This is a genomic window from Xanthomonas sp. NCPPB 3583, from assembly GCF_041475715.2.
GTDB lineage: Bacteria > Pseudomonadota > Gammaproteobacteria > Xanthomonadales > Xanthomonadaceae > Xanthomonas > Xanthomonas euvesicatoria.
In genome coordinates this window covers 2425035-2440776 of sequence record NZ_CM191263.1, presented here as the reverse complement: position 1 = coordinate 2440776, position 15742 = coordinate 2425035, and the positions used below count along the sequence as shown (strand labels likewise).

Here is a 15742-nt window from a genome sequence, read left to right as displayed (position 1 = left end):
CCGCCGGCAGTGATCACATCTTCTTCAAGGGTGCCGCGGTGGGTGGCGGCGGCACCGGTCCCGGGTCGTTGAAGCAAAGCATGACCTGATCGATGCCGAATTGGTCAGCCAGCACGCGGGCGGTCACCGCGTGCACCAGGTCCAGGTCGACCGAGGGCGCAGCGACCGTGATGGTGGCCGCGATCGCGCGGCCATGCTCTTTGGCGGGGACTAGGCGCAGGTCATCGACCGCCTTCACGCCGGGGTCGGTAAACATCGCCGCACGCACCTGTTCCAGGTTGATCTCGTTCATGGTGTCGAAGACTCCAAGGCGCTGCCACCGGCGCGGGGAGTTCGGTCGCGATGCAGCCAACGATAGAGCACCGGCAGCACCAGCAAGGTCAATGCGGTGGATGAGACGATGCCGCCGATGACCACGGTGGCCAGCGGCCGTTGCACCTCCGAGCCGGCACCGATATTCAAGGCCATGGGCAGGAACCCGAGCGAGGCCACCAGGGCGGTCATCAGCACCGGGCGCAGGCGTCCAAGGGCGCCGTCCCGGACAGCGTCGTCCAGAGCATCGCCCTGTTCGCGCAGGCGGCGGATGAAGGCGATCATGACCAGCCCGTTGAGCACAGCCACGCCCGACAGCGCGATGAAGCCCACGCCGGCGGAGATCGACAGCGGAATCCCCCGCAGGGCCAGCGCCAGCACCCCGCCCGTCAGCGCCAGTGGAACGCCACTGAACACGATGGCCGCATCCTTGGCCGAGCCGAAGGCCATGAACAGCAGGGCGAAGATCAATGCCAGTGTCACCGGAACCACCACCCCCAGGCGTTGGCTGGCCGAGATCAGCTGCTCGAAGGTGCCGCCGTAGTCGATCCAGTAGCCCTCCGGAAGCCTCACATCCTGGCCGATGCGCGTGCGCAACTCGCCGACGAACCCGCCCAGATCGCGCTCGCGCACGTTGGCGGTGATCACCACCCGCCGCTTGCCATTCTCGCGGTTGATCTGATTGGGCCCGCGCTCCACCTGGATCTTCGCCACTTCCCGCAGCGGCACCGTACGAGGCCCACCATTGGCGCCGGTGGCCAGGCGGCTGGACTCGTCCACGCTGGCGCTTTCCGGCAGTGGAATGGGCAGATCTGCCAGCACAGCCGGGTCTTGGCGCTGCGATTCGGGCAGGCGCACGACCAGGTCGAAGCGGCGGTCGCCCTCGATCAACTGGCCGGCGACACTGCCCCCAATGGCGGTGGCCACCGTTTCTTGCACGTCGCCCGGGTTCAGGCCATACCGAGCCAATGCCGCCGGATCTGGTGTGATGGTCAGCAGCGGCAGGCCGGTGACCTGCTCGGCCTTGACATCCTCGGCGCCGGGGACGCTGCGCATGATCCGCTCGACCCGGCTGGCCAGACGGGTCAGCTGGTCGAGGTTGTCACCGTAGACCTTGACCGCAACGTCAGAGCGGACGCCGGAGATCAGCTCGTTCGTGCGCATCTGGATAGGCTGGGTGAACTCGTAATTGCTGCCCGGAATTTCCTTGGCCGCTGCCTCCAGCTCTTCTACCAGCTCGGCCTTGGGCTTGCGCGGGTCGGGCCACTGGTCGCGGGGCTTGAGCATCAGGAAGGTGTCGGCCATCGACGGCGGCATCGGGTCGGTGGCCACCTCGGCGGTGCCGATCTTGGAGAAGATGTTGGCCACTTCCGGGAACTGGGCCAAGCGCTTCTCCAGGGTTTCCTGCATGGCCACCGACTGCTCCAGGCTGGTGCCGGGGATACGCATGGGCTGCAAAGTGATGTCGCCTTCATCCAGGCTCGGCACGAACTCCGAGCCCAGGCGGGTGGCCAACACGCCACACCCCACCACCAGCACGGCCGCGCCGGTCAGCACCACAACCCGCCGGCGCAGCGCCCAATCCAGCAGCGGCGTGTAGCGAGCGCGTGACCAGCGCATCAGGCGGTTGTCGTGCTCAGCCACACGACCGCGCAGGAAGGTGGCGATCGCCGCCGGCACGAAGGTCAGCGACAGCACCATGGCACCGGTCAGGGCCAGCACCACGGTGATGGCCATCGGGTGGAACATTTTCCCTTCCACCCCCGACAGCGCAAAGATCGGCAGGTAGACCGCCGCGATGATGCCCAGACCGAACAGGCTGGGACGGATCACCTCAGCGGTGGCCGAGGCGGTCAGGTCAAAACGCTCCTCATCGTTGAGCTGGCGGCCCAGCGCGTGCTGCGCCTCCCCGAATCGGCGCAGACAGTTCTCGATGATGATCACCGCCCCGTCCACGATCAGGCCGAAGTCCAGTGCGCCCAGGCTCATCAGGTTGCCCGACACGCCGCCACGGACCATGCCGATGATGGTGAACAGCATCGCCAGCGGAATCACTGCGGCGGTGATCAGCGAAGCGCGCACATTGCCCAGCAGCAGGAACAGCACCACCACGACCAGCAGCGCGCCCTCGATCAGGTTCTTGGACACGGTATTGATGGTGCGGTCCACCAGCGCGGTGCGGTCATACACGGCTTTGGCATGCACGCCCGGGGGCAAGCTGGCGTTGGCGGCGGCCAGCTTGGCCGCGGCCGCCTGGGAGACCTCCCGGCTGTTGGCGCCAAACAGCATGAAGGCGGTACCGACCACGACCTCATGGCCATTCTGGGTGGCCGCGCCCGTGCGCAGCTCCTTGCCTTCGCCGACGCTTGCGACATCGCGCACCCGAATGGGCACGCCATCGCGCCGGTCCAGCACGATGTTGCCGATCGCCTCCAGATTGGCCAACTGGCCGGGCACGCGCACCAGGAACTGCTGGCCGTTGCGTTCGATGTAGCCGGCGCCGATGTTCTGGTTGTTGCGCATGACCGCGGCGACTACGTCGTTCAACGTGAATCCCAGCGCCACCAGCTGGGCCGGATCCGGGGTGATGTGGATCTGCCGCTCAAAGCCGCCGATGGTGTTGACCTCGGTGACGCCGGGCGTGGTGCGCAGCTGCGGCCGGATCACCCAATCCTGCAGGGTGCGCAGGTCCGTGGCCGTGTACGGGGTGCCGTCGGGCTTGCGGGCATTGGGCTCGGCCTCCACGGTGTACATGAAGATCTCGCCCAGGCCGGTGGAGATGGGGCCCATCTCCGGATCCAACCCGTCGGGCAGTTGGGAGGCGATCTGCTGCAGGCGCTCGGCGACCTGTTGGCGGGCAAAGTACAGGTCGGTGCCGTCCTTGAATACGACAGTGACCTGGGAGAGCCCGTAGCGTGACAGGGAGCGGCTGTAGTCCAGCTTGGGCAGGCCGGCCATGGCCGTTTCGATGGCGAAGGTCACCCGTTGTTCGGCCTCCAGCGGGGAGTAACCCGGGGCCTGGGTGTTGATCTGGACCTGGACGTTGGTGATGTCCGGTGTGGCGTCGATGGAGAGGTGACGGTAGCTCCACACACCCAGCGCAATCAGCGCAGCGGTGAGCACCAGCGTCAGCCAGCGGTGGCGGATGGACAGCCCAATGAGGCGTTCGAGCATGGCGGGCCTCATTCTTCTTCCACGGTGGACTTTTCGATGTCGGCCTTGATCAGGAAGCTCTGGGCCACCACCACCTGTTCACCGGCCTTGAGCCCTTCCAGCACTTCGGCGCGCTCAGCGTCGCGGCGCCCCAGCTTGACTGGCCGGGTGTGGTAGGTCTCTCCCTGCTGCACGTAGACCACGTCCTGGTCTTCTGCGGTCTGCAGCGCGGTGATCGGCACCACCAGCGCCGCCGATTGGCGATCCACGGTGACCCGCGCCTTGACCGCCGAACCGGGCCGCCACAGGCCATCGGTGTTGGCCACGGTGGCGCGCGCAATGGTGCTTTGGCTGGCGGTGGCGGTGCCGGGCAGGACGCGCTCCAAGGTGGTCTGCGCGGTGACGCCATCGCTCAAGCGGGTGACCGTCACCGGCACGCCCGCACCGATGTGCTGGACGTCGGCGCCGAAGATGTGCAGGTCCACCCACAGCGTGGACAGGTCGGCGACCTCGAACAGTGGCGCGCCCTCAGCCGCCGCCATGCCCACGGCGGCCGTACGCGCCATGACCACGCCACTGATCGGCGCGGTGACGGTATAGGTGGTCAGGCTTAGATTGCTCTCTACCGTGGCCAGTGCCTGGCCGGCCCGTACCTGATCACCAACGCCGGCTCGCACAGAGCGGACCGGTCCGGGGAAGCGTGCAGTGACCTGGGCGATGCGCCCATCGATGGGGGTGAGCAGCCCTTGCACCTCATGCTCGTCAGCAATCTCACCGGGGCCTGCCGGCGCGACCTGGATTCCCGCCGCCTCCGCCGCCTTGGCGGCAATCTTGGTTTCCAGCGGCGCTTCCTCGTGCTCGCCGTGTTCTTCGCCCTCAGCCGCGGCGCCGCCCTCGGAGCCTTCGCTGGGGTCGGACGCATTGCAGGCGGTCAGCAACAGGGCCATGCCCAGTGCGGTCCAGGAAAAACGGCTCATCGGCTATCTCCAAGTGAAGCGGCCGCCGGCGGCGTTACAAGCGCCTGGCCGGTCAGTCGTTGAATTTCGATCAGGGCGCGCTGCGCATCCAAGGCCACGTCCAGCTGCTGCTGGGCCATGGCCGTACGTTCGGACTGCAACTGTGCCCATTCCAGGTAGCTGATGGCGCCGGCGCGATAGGCGCGCTCGGCAGCCTGCTCAGCCCGGGCCAGCTTCGGCAGTACGTCGCTATGCAGGCGCGCCACCTCGGCCTGCGCCACGGTGTAGCGGCCATGGGCCTCGACCAGCGTGGAATACAGCGACAGGCCCTTGGCCTCGCGCTCGATCGTCAGGACCTCCAGCTCGGCTTCGCCGGCGCGGATCTCTGGCTGCGCGCGGCTGCGGCTGCCCAGCGGCATGGACAGGCTGGCCACCAGCGCGGTGTCGTCGGACTCCTGCAGGCGGCGCACACCGAGCTGCCAGGACAGGTCCGGTGAGGCCGCTGAATGCGCCAGCTGCAGTCGTGCCTGCGCGATCCGTCGAGCGTTGGCAAACTGCGCCAGTTCCGGCGTCCGCTCCAGCTCATCGGCCAGCGTCTGCATGGAGGCGATCGCCGGCAGGGCCATCGGATCGGCCGGGATCACCTCGAAGGTGGGAGTACGTTCGCCCCACAGCGCGGCCAGATGCTGACGGGCGGCCAGTCGCTGTTGCACGGCCCGATCACGCGTCAGCTCGGCCCGCGCCAGCGCTGCCTGCGCGGTGAGCAGCACCGATTCGGGTGAAGCGCCGGCCTGCAGGCGCTGTCGGGCGGCGGCCACGGTTCGCTGGCGCTGGCCAACATCCGTGTCCGTCAGGCCGCGTTGCCGGTCGGCACCGACAACCGCCAAATAGCGCTGCGCTGTCTCGGCGAGCAGGTCCAGCCGCCCGGTCTCGCGCTGCACGGCCAGTGCATCAATCCGGCTTTGGGCCAAGGTACGGCGGGCGTCGAGCTTGCCGCCGCGCTCCAGCACCGAGCTCAGGCTCAAGGTCAACTCGGCGCTGTCCAATCCACGTGCCGCGCCAGTGCCCAACGCATTTTCGACCTCGGCACCGAGCGTCCACGGTGGGCGCTGCACCGCCTGGTCGCGCTCGGCAGCGAGCACGGTGGCCCGCGCATCGACCAAGCGCAGCTCGGGGTGGGTTTGGGCCACGCGCGCGAACGCGTCGTCCAAGGTCATCAGTTCGGCCGCTGCCGCCGGCGTTGTCGCCGCAGTCAGCAGCAGCCATGCGGCCAAGGCCGCCAATCGCACATGCATGGAAGTACTCCGAAGGGTTTCGACATCAACAAACGATCACCACCGCGCACAGCAGCAGGTCGCTAGGCCGGCGCTGCCGGCGGAGATCATCCTGCGATCGGAGGCCGGAACGGCGCGACCGGCTGCTCGTGCGGATACGGGAACGTGTTGACTTGCATCACCGGCAAATGCCGGCCGATGTCCGCAACGGTCAGCAGGATCTCAGGGGGCTGCGCGGCCTGGCTGCAGCACAACGCCAGCTGCTGAAGGCGGTGCAAGGCGGCGCCGATGCCGCGCTCAGGTGCCGGTGCGGCCACTGCCGGCCCATGGGCGGCAATGGTCGGATGGATGTGAACGTGCAGTTCGCTCGCCAGACCTAAGACCGGCTGGACCAGCAAACCCACCGCCAGCTGCGCCAGCAGCAGCCAGCGTAGGCCCGTCCGCAGCCGGCCAAGGGCGATCATGCAGGTGTCTTGCGCGCGTCGGCACGTGCCCGGCGGGCATCACCGAGAATCTCGAAGGCTTCCTTGATCACATACAGACCGATCAGGGCGCCGATCACGAAATCCGGGTAGGGGCTAGCCAACCACCACACCAACAGGCCGGCCAGGATCACCCCAACATTGGCCACCACATCGGCGCGGGTGAACAACCAGGTCGCCCGCAGATGCACTTCGCCGGACTTCAGCGGCGCCAGCATGCGCAGTACGGTCATATTGACCACCAGCGACAGCAGCGCCGTGCCGATCATCCAGCCACTGACCGGCTCGGCGCCGTACATCACGCGACGGCCGACCTCCACCAGCACACCCACGCCCAGCACCAGCAATACGCTGCCGCTGACCCAGGCTGCGTTCGCCTTGAAGCGGGCCGTGCGCCCGATGGCGACCAGGCCAATGGCGTAGGCGGTGGCGTCAGACAGCATGTCCAGCGCGTCGGCCAATAGGCCTGTGGAATGGGCAACCCAGCCGGCGATGCCGCCGATCACGGCCATCGCCGCATTCAGGGCAAGGGCGATCCAGAGCACGCGCCGCTCCTGCGCGTTCTTGGCCTCGTGGTGGCAGCCGCAATCACTCATCGGAACATCTCCAGTCGCAGGGAAGCCAGGCCCAGGCGGACCGCTGGCATGGCACAGCCGGTGAGGGTAAAGTCCGTAGCTACTACGGAGTCAAGCGCACTACGAATGAAAATCAGTGAGGCTGCCGACGCCAGTGGGTGCCATCTGGAGACCATCCGCTATTACGAGCGGATCGGCCTGCTGCCGCGCCCGGGGCGCTCGGGCAATGGCTACCGGGTCTATGGCCCGGCCGACATCGAGCGACTGCGCTTCATTGCGCGCGGCCGGGACCTGGGCTTCAGCCTGGAGGAGGTCCGCAGCCTGCTGCAGTTGGCGGGCGATGAAGAGCTTTCGTGCGGGGACGTGGATCGGCTGGCCCGCAGCCATCTGACCGACGTGCGGGCGCGCATGGCCGACCTGCAGCGCATGGCCAGCGAGCTGGAACGGGTGATTGCCAGTTGCCACGGCGGGCAGCGGGCTGAATGCACCATCCTGTCAACGCTGCGGCAGCCGGCCTCGGTGGAGGCCACGCGCCAGTGACCGAACTGGACCGCTACCTCGATGCGGCCACGCGCCAGAACACGGTGCGCAGCTATGCGTCGGCGCTGCGGCACTTTGAAGTCGAGTGGCAAGGACACCTCCCAGCGACACCGGACAGCGTGGCCCGCTACCTGGCCGCGTATGCGCAGACCCTGGCCACCAGCACCCTTCGCCACCGGCTGGCCGCCATTGCCTCTTGGCACCGCGACCACGGCTTTGTCGACCCGACCCGGTCGCCGCTGGTGCGCAAGGTGCTCAAAGGCATCCAGACCCTGCACCCGGGCCAGGTCAAGCAAGCCGCGCCGCTCCAGATTCGGCGGCTGGTCGAGCTCGATGACTGGTTGGCTGCAGCGATCGCTGCGGCGCATGCCCGGGGCGATGGAGCGGCAGCGCTTCGCCACCAACGGGACCGAGCGCTGGTGCTGCTCGGATTCTGGCGTGGCTTTCGCGGCGATGAACTGCTGCGGCTGGAAGTGGCCCATCTCACGCTGGTGCCGGGACAGGGGATGACCTGCTTCCTGCCGCGCAGCAAGGGCGATAGGCAGGCCGCCGGCGTCACCTACAAAGTGCCAGCGTTGTCGCGGCTGTGTCCGGTGGAGGCGACCCAGACGTGGCTGCAGGCGGCTGGCGTGCAAGAAGGGCCGGTGTTTCGAGCGGTCAACCAGTGGGGCCAGATAAGCGCCGAAGGCCTCCATCCCAACAGTTTGGTGCGCTTGCTGCGCGAGTTGCTGGCCAGTGCCGGGTTTGCCGATGCTGGGCTCCACAGCAGCCACTCGCTGCGCCGCGGGTTTGCCAGCTGGGCCAACGACCAAGGCTGGGATATGAAGGCGCTGATGGAGTACGTGGGCTGGCGCGATGTGCACTCGGCCATGCGTTACCTGGACGGGCGTGACCCGTTCGCCCGGGATCGCATTGAAGCGAGCCTGCCCAGCCCAACCGCGCCAGCTCCGACGATGGTGCTGCCGGCGCCCGAGGGCAAATCTGCCCTGCAGCTGCGCCTACGCCTGGTGCTGACCCCGTTTGCCCGCGCCGGCCGCGGCGCGGCCAGAGCCCGGGGTCGGATCGAAGAGATCTGCTTGGCCCCGTTCAAGGCTATGCGCCTGAACACCGCCAGCAGCGAGTACCGGTTGACTGTTCCCACCGATCCCGACCGGGATCTGGATGAAATCCTGGCCACGTTGCTCGATGACATGCACCGCATGGCCGATACGCACCAGTGTTTCCTGGAAGCGTCACTCAGTACAGACGACGGCCGGCACTGGGACTGATTCCCCTCACAACCTCCGGATCTAATGGCTACCCTTCACGAGACCGCCTACCCGCGACTGAAGCCTGATCCCACCGCCAAGGAACTGGAGGAGGTCTATACCCCTACCGCAGCTGAAATCGCCTTTGCCAAGCAGCTGACTGCCCAGCCGGGTCCGCAGCTGGCGGTACTGATCCATCTCAAGCTCTTCCAACGCTTAGGCTACTTCACGCTGTTGGCGGAGGTGCCTGAGCGGATCCGGCAGCACATCGCCAAGGCCGCACGTCTCGGCCGCGTGCTGGCCTCCGACCAGCTCGAACGCTATGACGTCTCCGGCAGCAAGCGCCGGCATATGCCACAACTTCGGCAGTTCATTGGGGTACGTCCATTGGACAAGTCGGGGCTGGCTTGGCTGGATACGGTGGCCACCGCCGCAGCCCAGACCAAGCACACCATCCCAGACATCGTGAACGTCCTGCTTGAAGAGCTGGTGCACCATCGCTACGAACTGCCTGGCTTCCGCACCCTGGAGCTGGCCGCCATCGGTGCCCGCGAGCGGGTCAATTTGGGGTACTACCGCAGCATCAGCCATGCACTGACGCCTGCCACGCGCACGCTCATTGATGAACTGCTGCGCGCACCGGAAGGGTCCAGGTTCACCGGCTGGCACTCGCTCAAGCGCGAGCCTGGCCGCCCGACCAACAAGGAGGTCCGGTTCTATCTGCAGCACACCCGCATGCTGCAGCAGTTGGCTGAGCAGCTGCCTCCCATCGATGTACCGGTCCCCAAGCTCAAGCAATTCCGTGCAATGGCGCGGGCCTATGACGCCAGTGAGTTGGCCGAATTGGCTGCGGACAAGCGCTATACGCTGGCCACCATCTTCATCCGCGCCCAGCATGCCAAGACATTGGACGATGCGGCCGAGTTGTTCATCAAGCAGGTGCGTGGATTGGAAAACACCGCGCAACAGAAGCTACTGGCGTATCAGCTCGAACACGCCAAACGGGCCGACTTCCTCATCGGCCAGCTCAAAGAGATCCTGCAGGCCTATCAGCTCGATGGTAGCGATAGCCAGCGCGTGGACGCGATCGACAACAGCCTGGAAGCGGAAGTGTCGACCTTGCTGGCCGAATGCGAAGAACATATGGCCTACGCTGGGAAAAACTACCTGCCTTTCATGCTGCAACCCTACGGCGCGATCAGGCCGCTACTGTTCAACGGGCTGGAGCTGATGAACTTGCGGGCGACCAGCCACGATGCTGGAATGGAGCCGTTGATCGCAGCGGTGCTGTCGCTGCGCAACCAACGCCGTGAGCTGATCGAGGTGGCTTCCCTCGGTTTGGACCCGGAAAAGGACTTCGATTGGATGTCCAAGCTCTGGCGTCAGCACGTGTTTGGCAAGCGGGCCAGTGCGGCAGGCGCAGGCTGGATGCACCGCAAGTACTTCGAGCTGGCCGTGCTGGTGCAGGTCAAAGACGAGCTGAAGTCCGGAGATCTCTTCATTCCCAGCAGCGAGCGTTTTGACGACTACCGCGAGCAGCTGGTCGATGAAGCCACCTTGGCCCAGGAACTGGAAGCCTATGGGCAGGTGTCAGGCCTGCCCACCGACGCCGCGACTTTCGTGGCTGGGTTGCGCACACAACTGACCGCCCTGGCCGATGAGGTCGACGCGCGTTTCCCGGAGAACGTGCATGCGGACATCCTGGAAGGACGTCTGGTATTGCGGAAGGGGCAACGCGCCGAAGTCTCCAGTGCAATTGCTACCGTGGACGGCCTCATCACTGAACGGCTGCCCGAGTCCAGCATCGTCGATGTTCTGATCGATGCCAGCCAATGGCTGGATCTGCACCGCTTCTTCCGTCCGATCGCCGGCACCGAGAGCCAGGTTGAAGATCTTCCTCGGCGCGTGATCACCACGCTTTTTTGCTATGGCTGCAACCTGGGCCCGACGCAGACGGCGCGGTCGATCAAGGGCTTCAGCCGGCGCCAGGTCGCTTGGCTCAATCTCAAATACGTGACCGAAGATGTGCTTGAAAAGGCCATCGTAGAGGTCATCAATACCTACAATAAATTCGACCTGCCGGGCTATTGGGGCAGCGGGAAGAGCGCATCAGCAGATGGCACCAAGTGGAGCGTCTACGAAGACAACCTCCTGTCGGAGTACCACATCCGCTACGGTGGCTATGGCGGCATCGGCTACTACCACGTGTCCGACAAATACGTGGCGCTGTTCAGCCACTTCATTCCTTGTGGCGTGCACGAGGGCATCTACATCCTGGACGGCCTGTTGGCCAACACTTCCGACATCCAGCCTGAGATTGTCCATGGCGACACGCAGGCCCAAAGCTATCCGGTCTTCGGCTTGGCCCACATGCTGGGGATCCAACTGATGCCCAGGATCCGAAACATCAAGGACCTGACATTCTTCTGGCCGGAGCCGGGAAGGGCCTACAAGAACATCCAGGCACTGTTCGGAGACAGCATTGACTGGCAACTGATCGCCACCCATCTTCACGACATGCTGCGGGTGGTCATCTCAATCCGACTGGGCAAGATCACCGCGTCCTCGATCCTGCGTCGGCTGGGCACCTACAGCCGGAAGAACAAGCTGTACTTCGCATTCCGGGAGCTAGGCAAGGCCGTTAGAACGCTGTTCTTGCTGCGCTACATTGATGACAACGAGATCCGCAAAACGATCAATGCCGCGACCAACAAGAGCGAGGAATACAACGGCTTCGTGAAGTGGGTGTTCTTTGGCAGCCAAGGGATCATTGCTGAGAACGTCCAACACGAACAGCGCAAGATCATCAAGTACAGCCAGTTGGTGGCGAACATGATCATTCTCCACAACGTGGAGGGCATGAGCCGGACGTTGGCTGAGATGCGGAAGGAGGGGATCGAACTGACGCCCGAGATCCTGGCCGGTTTGTCGCCTTATCGGACCAGCCACATCAATCGCTTTGGCGATTACCACCTGGATCTTGAAAGGGAAGTGGCGCCGCTGAGCTACACAGCCAAGGTTCTTGAACAGACCCCATAGACGGGGAGAACCCACCGGGGAGATGAGCAATCAGCTTGCGCTTCAGTCGCTTAGGCGGTTTTTGGCCCAGGACGTAATGATTCCCTGCCGACCCTCCGGCCGGATAGGGTCGCCATCCAGTTTCCCAGCGGCGGCGGCAATTGTTCGGCCTGTTGCGCGGCGATCAGCAACGCCGGATCGTTCTGGTCGGCGGCAACGCCGGCAGCAGCGCCCAACAGCGTACGGCTCATCTGGGTCAGCGCAGCCAGGGTTTCGTCCAGCGCGCTGGCGCCTGGGCCGCCATCGAGCAAGCGGTTGAGCGGGTCGAAATGGCGTTCGATCGGGTCGGCCGCCACATCGGGCTCGGCCGCGGCGGTGCTCTCTCCACCCGCTGCAGCACCCGCACCGCCCTTGGCCGGTGGCGTGCGCCCCAGTGCGTGGGTGTGTTCGCGCAGCAACACCAGTAACGCCTTCAACGGCGATGCCGGCCCGCCCAGCTTGGCAGCCACCGCACTCGCCTGCCCGGTCTGGGTGACCGGCCGCAGCACCAGGTCGGCCAGCAGGCTGTCCCAGGCAGCGATGTAATCGCGCTGATACAGCGCCAATACCTGGCGCTCCAGCTGCGAACGCGCCAGCGGGTCCAGCGGTGCCGTGCCCAGTACCCAATCGTCGGCGAGGAACTGCTGCACACCACGCGCGATGCCGCCACCGGTCTGTGCCTGGAACGCCTGGCGGGTAAACAGCGGCGGCAATGGCGCAGACAACGGCAGGCCACTGCGGCGTTCGAAGACATCGCCCAACAGGCCCAGGCGGCGATCCAGGCGTGGCGCCTGGCCGGCATCGACGCCGGGTTGCGTCAGCTTGAGGCCACCGTAGACCAATGCCGGCAGTTCGGCGGTTCGCAGGCTCGCCCGTGTCTGCTCGATCTGCTGCCGATCCAGCGCGAGCGCGCGGGCACCGTCCACCGGACCCAGCAGGGCGCGCAGATGCCGGTTCAATCCCGCACGCACCGACGCATCGTCGGGAAATATCTGCCGCCAGACCGTGCCTGCCAGCGTGGCCAGATGCAGGACGTCGCGGCGCGCCGGGTCGCCCAGCATCAGGTAGCCCTTCAGCAGCGGATACAAGCGTTGCGGATCGTTGCTGGCCTGCTCCAGCTTGCGTCGCAGCGATTGCGCCAATGCCGGCAGCAACGCGCCATTGAGGTCGCGCAGATAGGCGTCCTGCACATCGCGCGCCAAAGCGCTGCCCTGGTGCAGACCGAAGCGTCGCGACCACGGGATCGACTGACCCGGTGGCAGTGCCACATCGCGCGCGCGCGCCAGCGCGTCGAAACGCTGCAAGGCCTTGGCATAGAAGGCGGCCTCGCCGGCATCGGCAGGCAGCGCGCCGGCAGGATAGGCGTCGAGCGCATCGCGCACCTGCCCGATCAGTTGCACGTTGCGGGCGTAACTGCCGGCCATGCCCGACAGCACGCCCAGGGTGGTGGCGGTCAGCACGGCCCAGCAGGCCAGCTGCAGCAACCGACGGCGCTGCGCGCTGCCGGGTTGGCTGCCGGCCAGGCCCGCCTCGGCGAAGACGACGTCGTTGAGCAAGCGTGGCAGGAAGTAACTGCGTGGCGCGCTGACAGCGGGCGGCAGGCCGGCAGCGGCGACGCCGAAGTGTCGCGCCACTGCCGAGATGACGCGGTCGATCGGATGGCCTTGCTGCGTCCCCGAACTCAGATAGACACCACGCAGCCACGGCTGGCCGGCATAGCCATGGCGGCCGAACGCGGTCTGCACGAACTCCATCAGCGCCGGTTGCAGCAGCCGCAACTGCTGTGGAAAGGACAGCACCGCGGCACGCTCGCGTGCATCGCGCGCCCGATGCAGGCGCTCCAGCACGCGCTGATCGATCCGCTCCAGCAGGCGTTCGAGCTCGGTGGGGAGCGGCGTCAACGGATCGGTGTCACCGGCGGCCTGCGCCTGTGGGAACGACACTCCCCACACCTGCGCGCGTCCGGCGGCATCCAGATCGGCGAAGAACTCGGCAAAGCCCGACACCAGGTCGCATTTGGTCACGACCAGGTAGACCGGCACGCGGGCGCGCAGTTTGTCGACCAGTTCGTCCAGCCGATGACGCACCGCGCGCGCATGCGACAGACCGGCATCGCCATCGAGCTCCAGCAACTCGGTCACGCTCACGGTCACGATGACGCCATTCAACGGCTGCCGGCGGTGCCGCCGCAGCAGGTCCAGAAAGCCGTGCCAGGCACCGGCATCGGCGATGGCGTCCGAATCCTGGGTGGTATAGCGCCCGGCGCTGTCGAGGAACACTGCCTGGTCGGCGAACCACCAATCGCAGTTGCGCGTACCGCCAACCCCTTCCAGCGCGGCGTGGTTGCCATGTTCCTTGAGTGGAAACTCCAGGCCCGAAGACTGCAGCAAGGTGCTCTTACCGGAACCGGGCGCGCCGATCAGCAGATACCAGGGCAGCACATGCAGGCCGGGACCGTTGCGACGGCGCCGCCGCAGCACCGCCATCGCCTCGGCAAAACGCGCACGCAGGCGGACCTGTTCCTGCGCTGCACGTGCGCGGCTGTCGTTGCCGCTGGCGTCCTCGGCGCTGGCGCCCTGCCCGACCAGTTCGCCGGCCATGCGCTGCTGCTTGGCGTTGTCGTGGCGCCAACGCAGGTAGCGCCACCCCGCCCACACCAGCAGCAGCACGGCCACGGCCAGCAGGCGGCCGCTCACGCTGGCCAGCGGCTGCATGCGGCCCACGCTGAGATAGGGGCCGCCGACCCAGACGAGCATGGCCAATAAAGCGAGGACGGCAGCACTGGCGACGTAGCGGGTGCGCAGGAAATCAAGCACAAGGCGCATGGGTCAGGTCTCGGGAATCAACAGGATTTCGACGCGCCGATTGCGCGCACGGTTGCCGGGCAGCTGCGGCGGTAACGCAATGGGCTGGGAATCGCCCGCGCCGCTGGTCTGGACGCGGCGCGGGTCGCGCAAGCCGGCCGCCAACACGGCGCCCACGCTCTGGGCGCGGCGCGCCGACAAGGCGAAGTTGTCCTTGAAGCGCAGCGAGCGCACCGGTTGGTCGTCGGTATGTCCCACCACCACCACCCGCCCCGGCAGCTGTTCCAGCGCCGCAGCAACGCGTTCGAGCAGGCGGGTCTGATCGGCATCCAACTCCGCGCTCCCGCTGGGGAACATGGACGCACTGGCCAGCCGCACCGTGCTGCGACCATCGCCCTCGGTCTGGACGGTCAGCCACCCTGCGCGTTGCTCGGCGGCCAGCAGCGGTGCAAGCGCTGCGCTGGTTGCGGGTGTGGCCGCCGCCGGGATCGGCAACGTCACCCGCTCCAGGCCGATGCGCGCCAGCTGCGCGCTGATCGGCGCGGTCAGCGCATTGAGGCGCGCATGCAACCACACGAACGCCAGCAGCACGATGCACAGCGAGGCCAGCGTCGCGATCCACAGCGGCGTGGCCGCCGTATTGCGCAGCAACGGTGCCTGCGCGCCTTGCCAGTTGGGCGACAGCTCGGCGGGCGCCGGCAGGCGCTGGCGCTGGATGAGTTGGTACAGCTCGGCCTGGCGATCGGCCAGCCGCGCGCGCCCGCCCTGTTCCACCCGATAGCGACCGCCAAAGCCGAGCGCCAAGGCCAGATACAGCAGCTCCAGCAGGTCCAGGTGCCGCGCCGGATCGCGCGCCAGCCGATCGAGCAGGTCGAAGACCTTGGCGCCGCCATAGGTCTCGCCGTGGAAGGTCACCAGCAAGGTGCGCTGCGACCAGCCGCTGCCCTCGCCCCACGGCGCGGCCAGCACGGCTTCGTCCAGCAGCGTGCACAGCACATAGCGCGCGGCGATGCCGGTCTTGTCGTCGATGCCCTGTTGCCGCAGCTCCTGCTCGAAGCGCTGCAGGCGCGTGCTGCAGTGTTCGCGCAAGGTGGCGATGTCCGGCGTCTGCGTGGAGTGTCGCAACTGCACCGCCAGCAACAGCAGCGGCGTGGCGGCGCGCACCACCGCGTTGCCCTGCATCGCGCCCGGCGCCGCACGCATTGCGGCATCCAGGTCGGGCGGTGGCACGGTGCGCGTCGTCGCCTGGCGAGCCGGCGTGGCGGCAGCGGCCCGCGGCGCCGGCGTCGCGCTGCGGACCACGGTGGCATCGTCGTCGTGTTGGTCGACCGTATTGCTCATC

At 66.7% G+C, this 15742-nt stretch carries 10 protein-coding genes and 1 pseudogene; 3 read left to right on the top strand and 8 right to left on the bottom strand.

From position 1 onward, the window contains the following. Positions 1-13 precede the first annotated feature (13 nt). The 6 genes from ACCQ07_RS10670 to ACCQ07_RS10645 form a co-directional block, all read right to left on the bottom strand. Positions 14-292: a hypothetical protein gene (locus ACCQ07_RS10670; protein ID WP_032961123.1), complete on the bottom strand. Its 279-nt coding sequence runs from the start codon at positions 290-292 to the stop codon at positions 14-16. Beyond that, positions 289-3486: an efflux RND transporter permease subunit gene (locus ACCQ07_RS10665; RefSeq protein WP_032961120.1), complete on the bottom strand. Its 3198-nt coding sequence runs from the start codon at positions 3484-3486 to the stop codon at positions 289-291. Before ACCQ07_RS10665 ends, ACCQ07_RS10670 begins: the two co-directional genes overlap by 4 nt. A gap of 8 nt (positions 3487-3494) precedes the next feature. Then, positions 3495-4442 carry an efflux RND transporter periplasmic adaptor subunit gene (locus ACCQ07_RS10660; protein WP_074053035.1) on the bottom strand — a complete coding sequence of 316 codons (948 nt, stop codon included), beginning with the start codon at positions 4440-4442 and terminating at the stop codon, positions 3495-3497. After that, positions 4439-5716 carry a TolC family protein gene (locus ACCQ07_RS10655; RefSeq protein WP_184579099.1) on the bottom strand — a complete coding sequence of 426 codons (1278 nt, stop codon included), beginning with the start codon at positions 5714-5716 and terminating at the stop codon, positions 4439-4441. The genes ACCQ07_RS10660 and ACCQ07_RS10655 overlap by 4 nt, the downstream gene beginning before the upstream one ends. Positions 5717-5802: 86 nt before the next feature. Next, complete coding sequence (locus ACCQ07_RS10650) at positions 5803-6159, bottom strand: hypothetical protein (protein ID WP_032961113.1); 357 nt, start codon at positions 6157-6159, stop codon at positions 5803-5805. Next, positions 6156-6773: a cation efflux transmembrane domain-containing protein gene (locus ACCQ07_RS10645; RefSeq protein WP_014159617.1), complete on the bottom strand. Its 618-nt coding sequence runs from the start codon at positions 6771-6773 to the stop codon at positions 6156-6158. Before ACCQ07_RS10645 ends, ACCQ07_RS10650 begins: the two co-directional genes overlap by 4 nt. 105 nt (positions 6774-6878) lie before the next feature. Between ACCQ07_RS10645 and ACCQ07_RS10640 the strand changes: the two genes are divergently transcribed. Genes ACCQ07_RS10640 through ACCQ07_RS10630 form a run of 3 tightly spaced genes read left to right on the top strand, consistent with a single transcriptional unit; the run spans position 6879 to position 11578 of the window. Further along, positions 6879-7292: a MerR family transcriptional regulator gene (locus ACCQ07_RS10640; protein WP_014159616.1), complete on the top strand. Its 414-nt coding sequence runs from the start codon at positions 6879-6881 to the stop codon at positions 7290-7292. After that, the gene (locus tag ACCQ07_RS10635) at positions 7289-8560 is read left to right on the top strand and encodes a site-specific integrase (RefSeq protein ID WP_074053037.1); all 1272 of its coding nucleotides are present in this window, start codon (positions 7289-7291) and stop codon (positions 8558-8560) included. The genes ACCQ07_RS10640 and ACCQ07_RS10635 overlap by 4 nt, the downstream gene beginning before the upstream one ends. A 24-nt stretch (positions 8561-8584) precedes the next feature. Further along, entirely contained in the window at positions 8585-11578 is a 2994-nt protein-coding gene (locus tag ACCQ07_RS10630; protein WP_074053038.1) for a Tn3 family transposase, read from the top strand. An 80-nt stretch (positions 11579-11658) separates the two neighbouring features. On the opposite strand, the pseudogene tssM reads toward ACCQ07_RS10630, so the two are convergent. Then, positions 11659-14421 (bottom strand): annotated as a pseudogene (tssM, locus tag ACCQ07_RS10625) (type VI secretion system membrane subunit TssM); the annotation flags it as partial. A 3-nt stretch (positions 14422-14424) separates the two neighbouring features. Further along, a complete protein-coding gene (gene icmH, locus ACCQ07_RS10620; protein WP_372364088.1) occupies positions 14425-15741 on the bottom strand; it encodes a type IVB secretion system protein IcmH/DotU in 1317 nt (438 codons plus the stop codon). Position 15742 lies beyond the last annotated feature (1 nt).

Coding starts and splice junctions, on each gene's coding strand:
- ACCQ07_RS10670 (WP_032961123.1), bottom strand. CDS start 292: ATGAACGAGATCAACCTGGAACAGGTGCGTGCGGCGATGTTTACCGAC.
- ACCQ07_RS10665 (WP_032961120.1), bottom strand. CDS start 3,486: ATGCTCGAACGCCTCATTGGGCTGTCCATCCGCCACCGCTGGCTGACG.
- ACCQ07_RS10660 (WP_074053035.1), bottom strand. CDS start 4,442: ATGAGCCGTTTTTCCTGGACCGCACTGGGCATGGCCCTGTTGCTGACC.
- ACCQ07_RS10655 (WP_184579099.1), bottom strand. CDS start 5,716: ATGCATGTGCGATTGGCGGCCTTGGCCGCATGGCTGCTGCTGACTGCG.
- ACCQ07_RS10650 (WP_032961113.1), bottom strand. CDS start 6,159: ATGATCGCCCTTGGCCGGCTGCGGACGGGCCTACGCTGGCTGCTGCTG.
- ACCQ07_RS10645 (WP_014159617.1), bottom strand. CDS start 6,773: ATGAGTGATTGCGGCTGCCACCACGAGGCCAAGAACGCGCAGGAGCGG.
- ACCQ07_RS10640 (WP_014159616.1), top strand. CDS start 6,879: ATGAAAATCAGTGAGGCTGCCGACGCCAGTGGGTGCCATCTGGAGACC.
- ACCQ07_RS10630 (WP_074053038.1), top strand. CDS start 8,585: ATGGCTACCCTTCACGAGACCGCCTACCCGCGACTGAAGCCTGATCCC.
- icmH (WP_372364088.1), bottom strand. CDS start 15,741: ATGAGCAATACGGTCGACCAACACGACGACGATGCCACCGTGGTCCGC.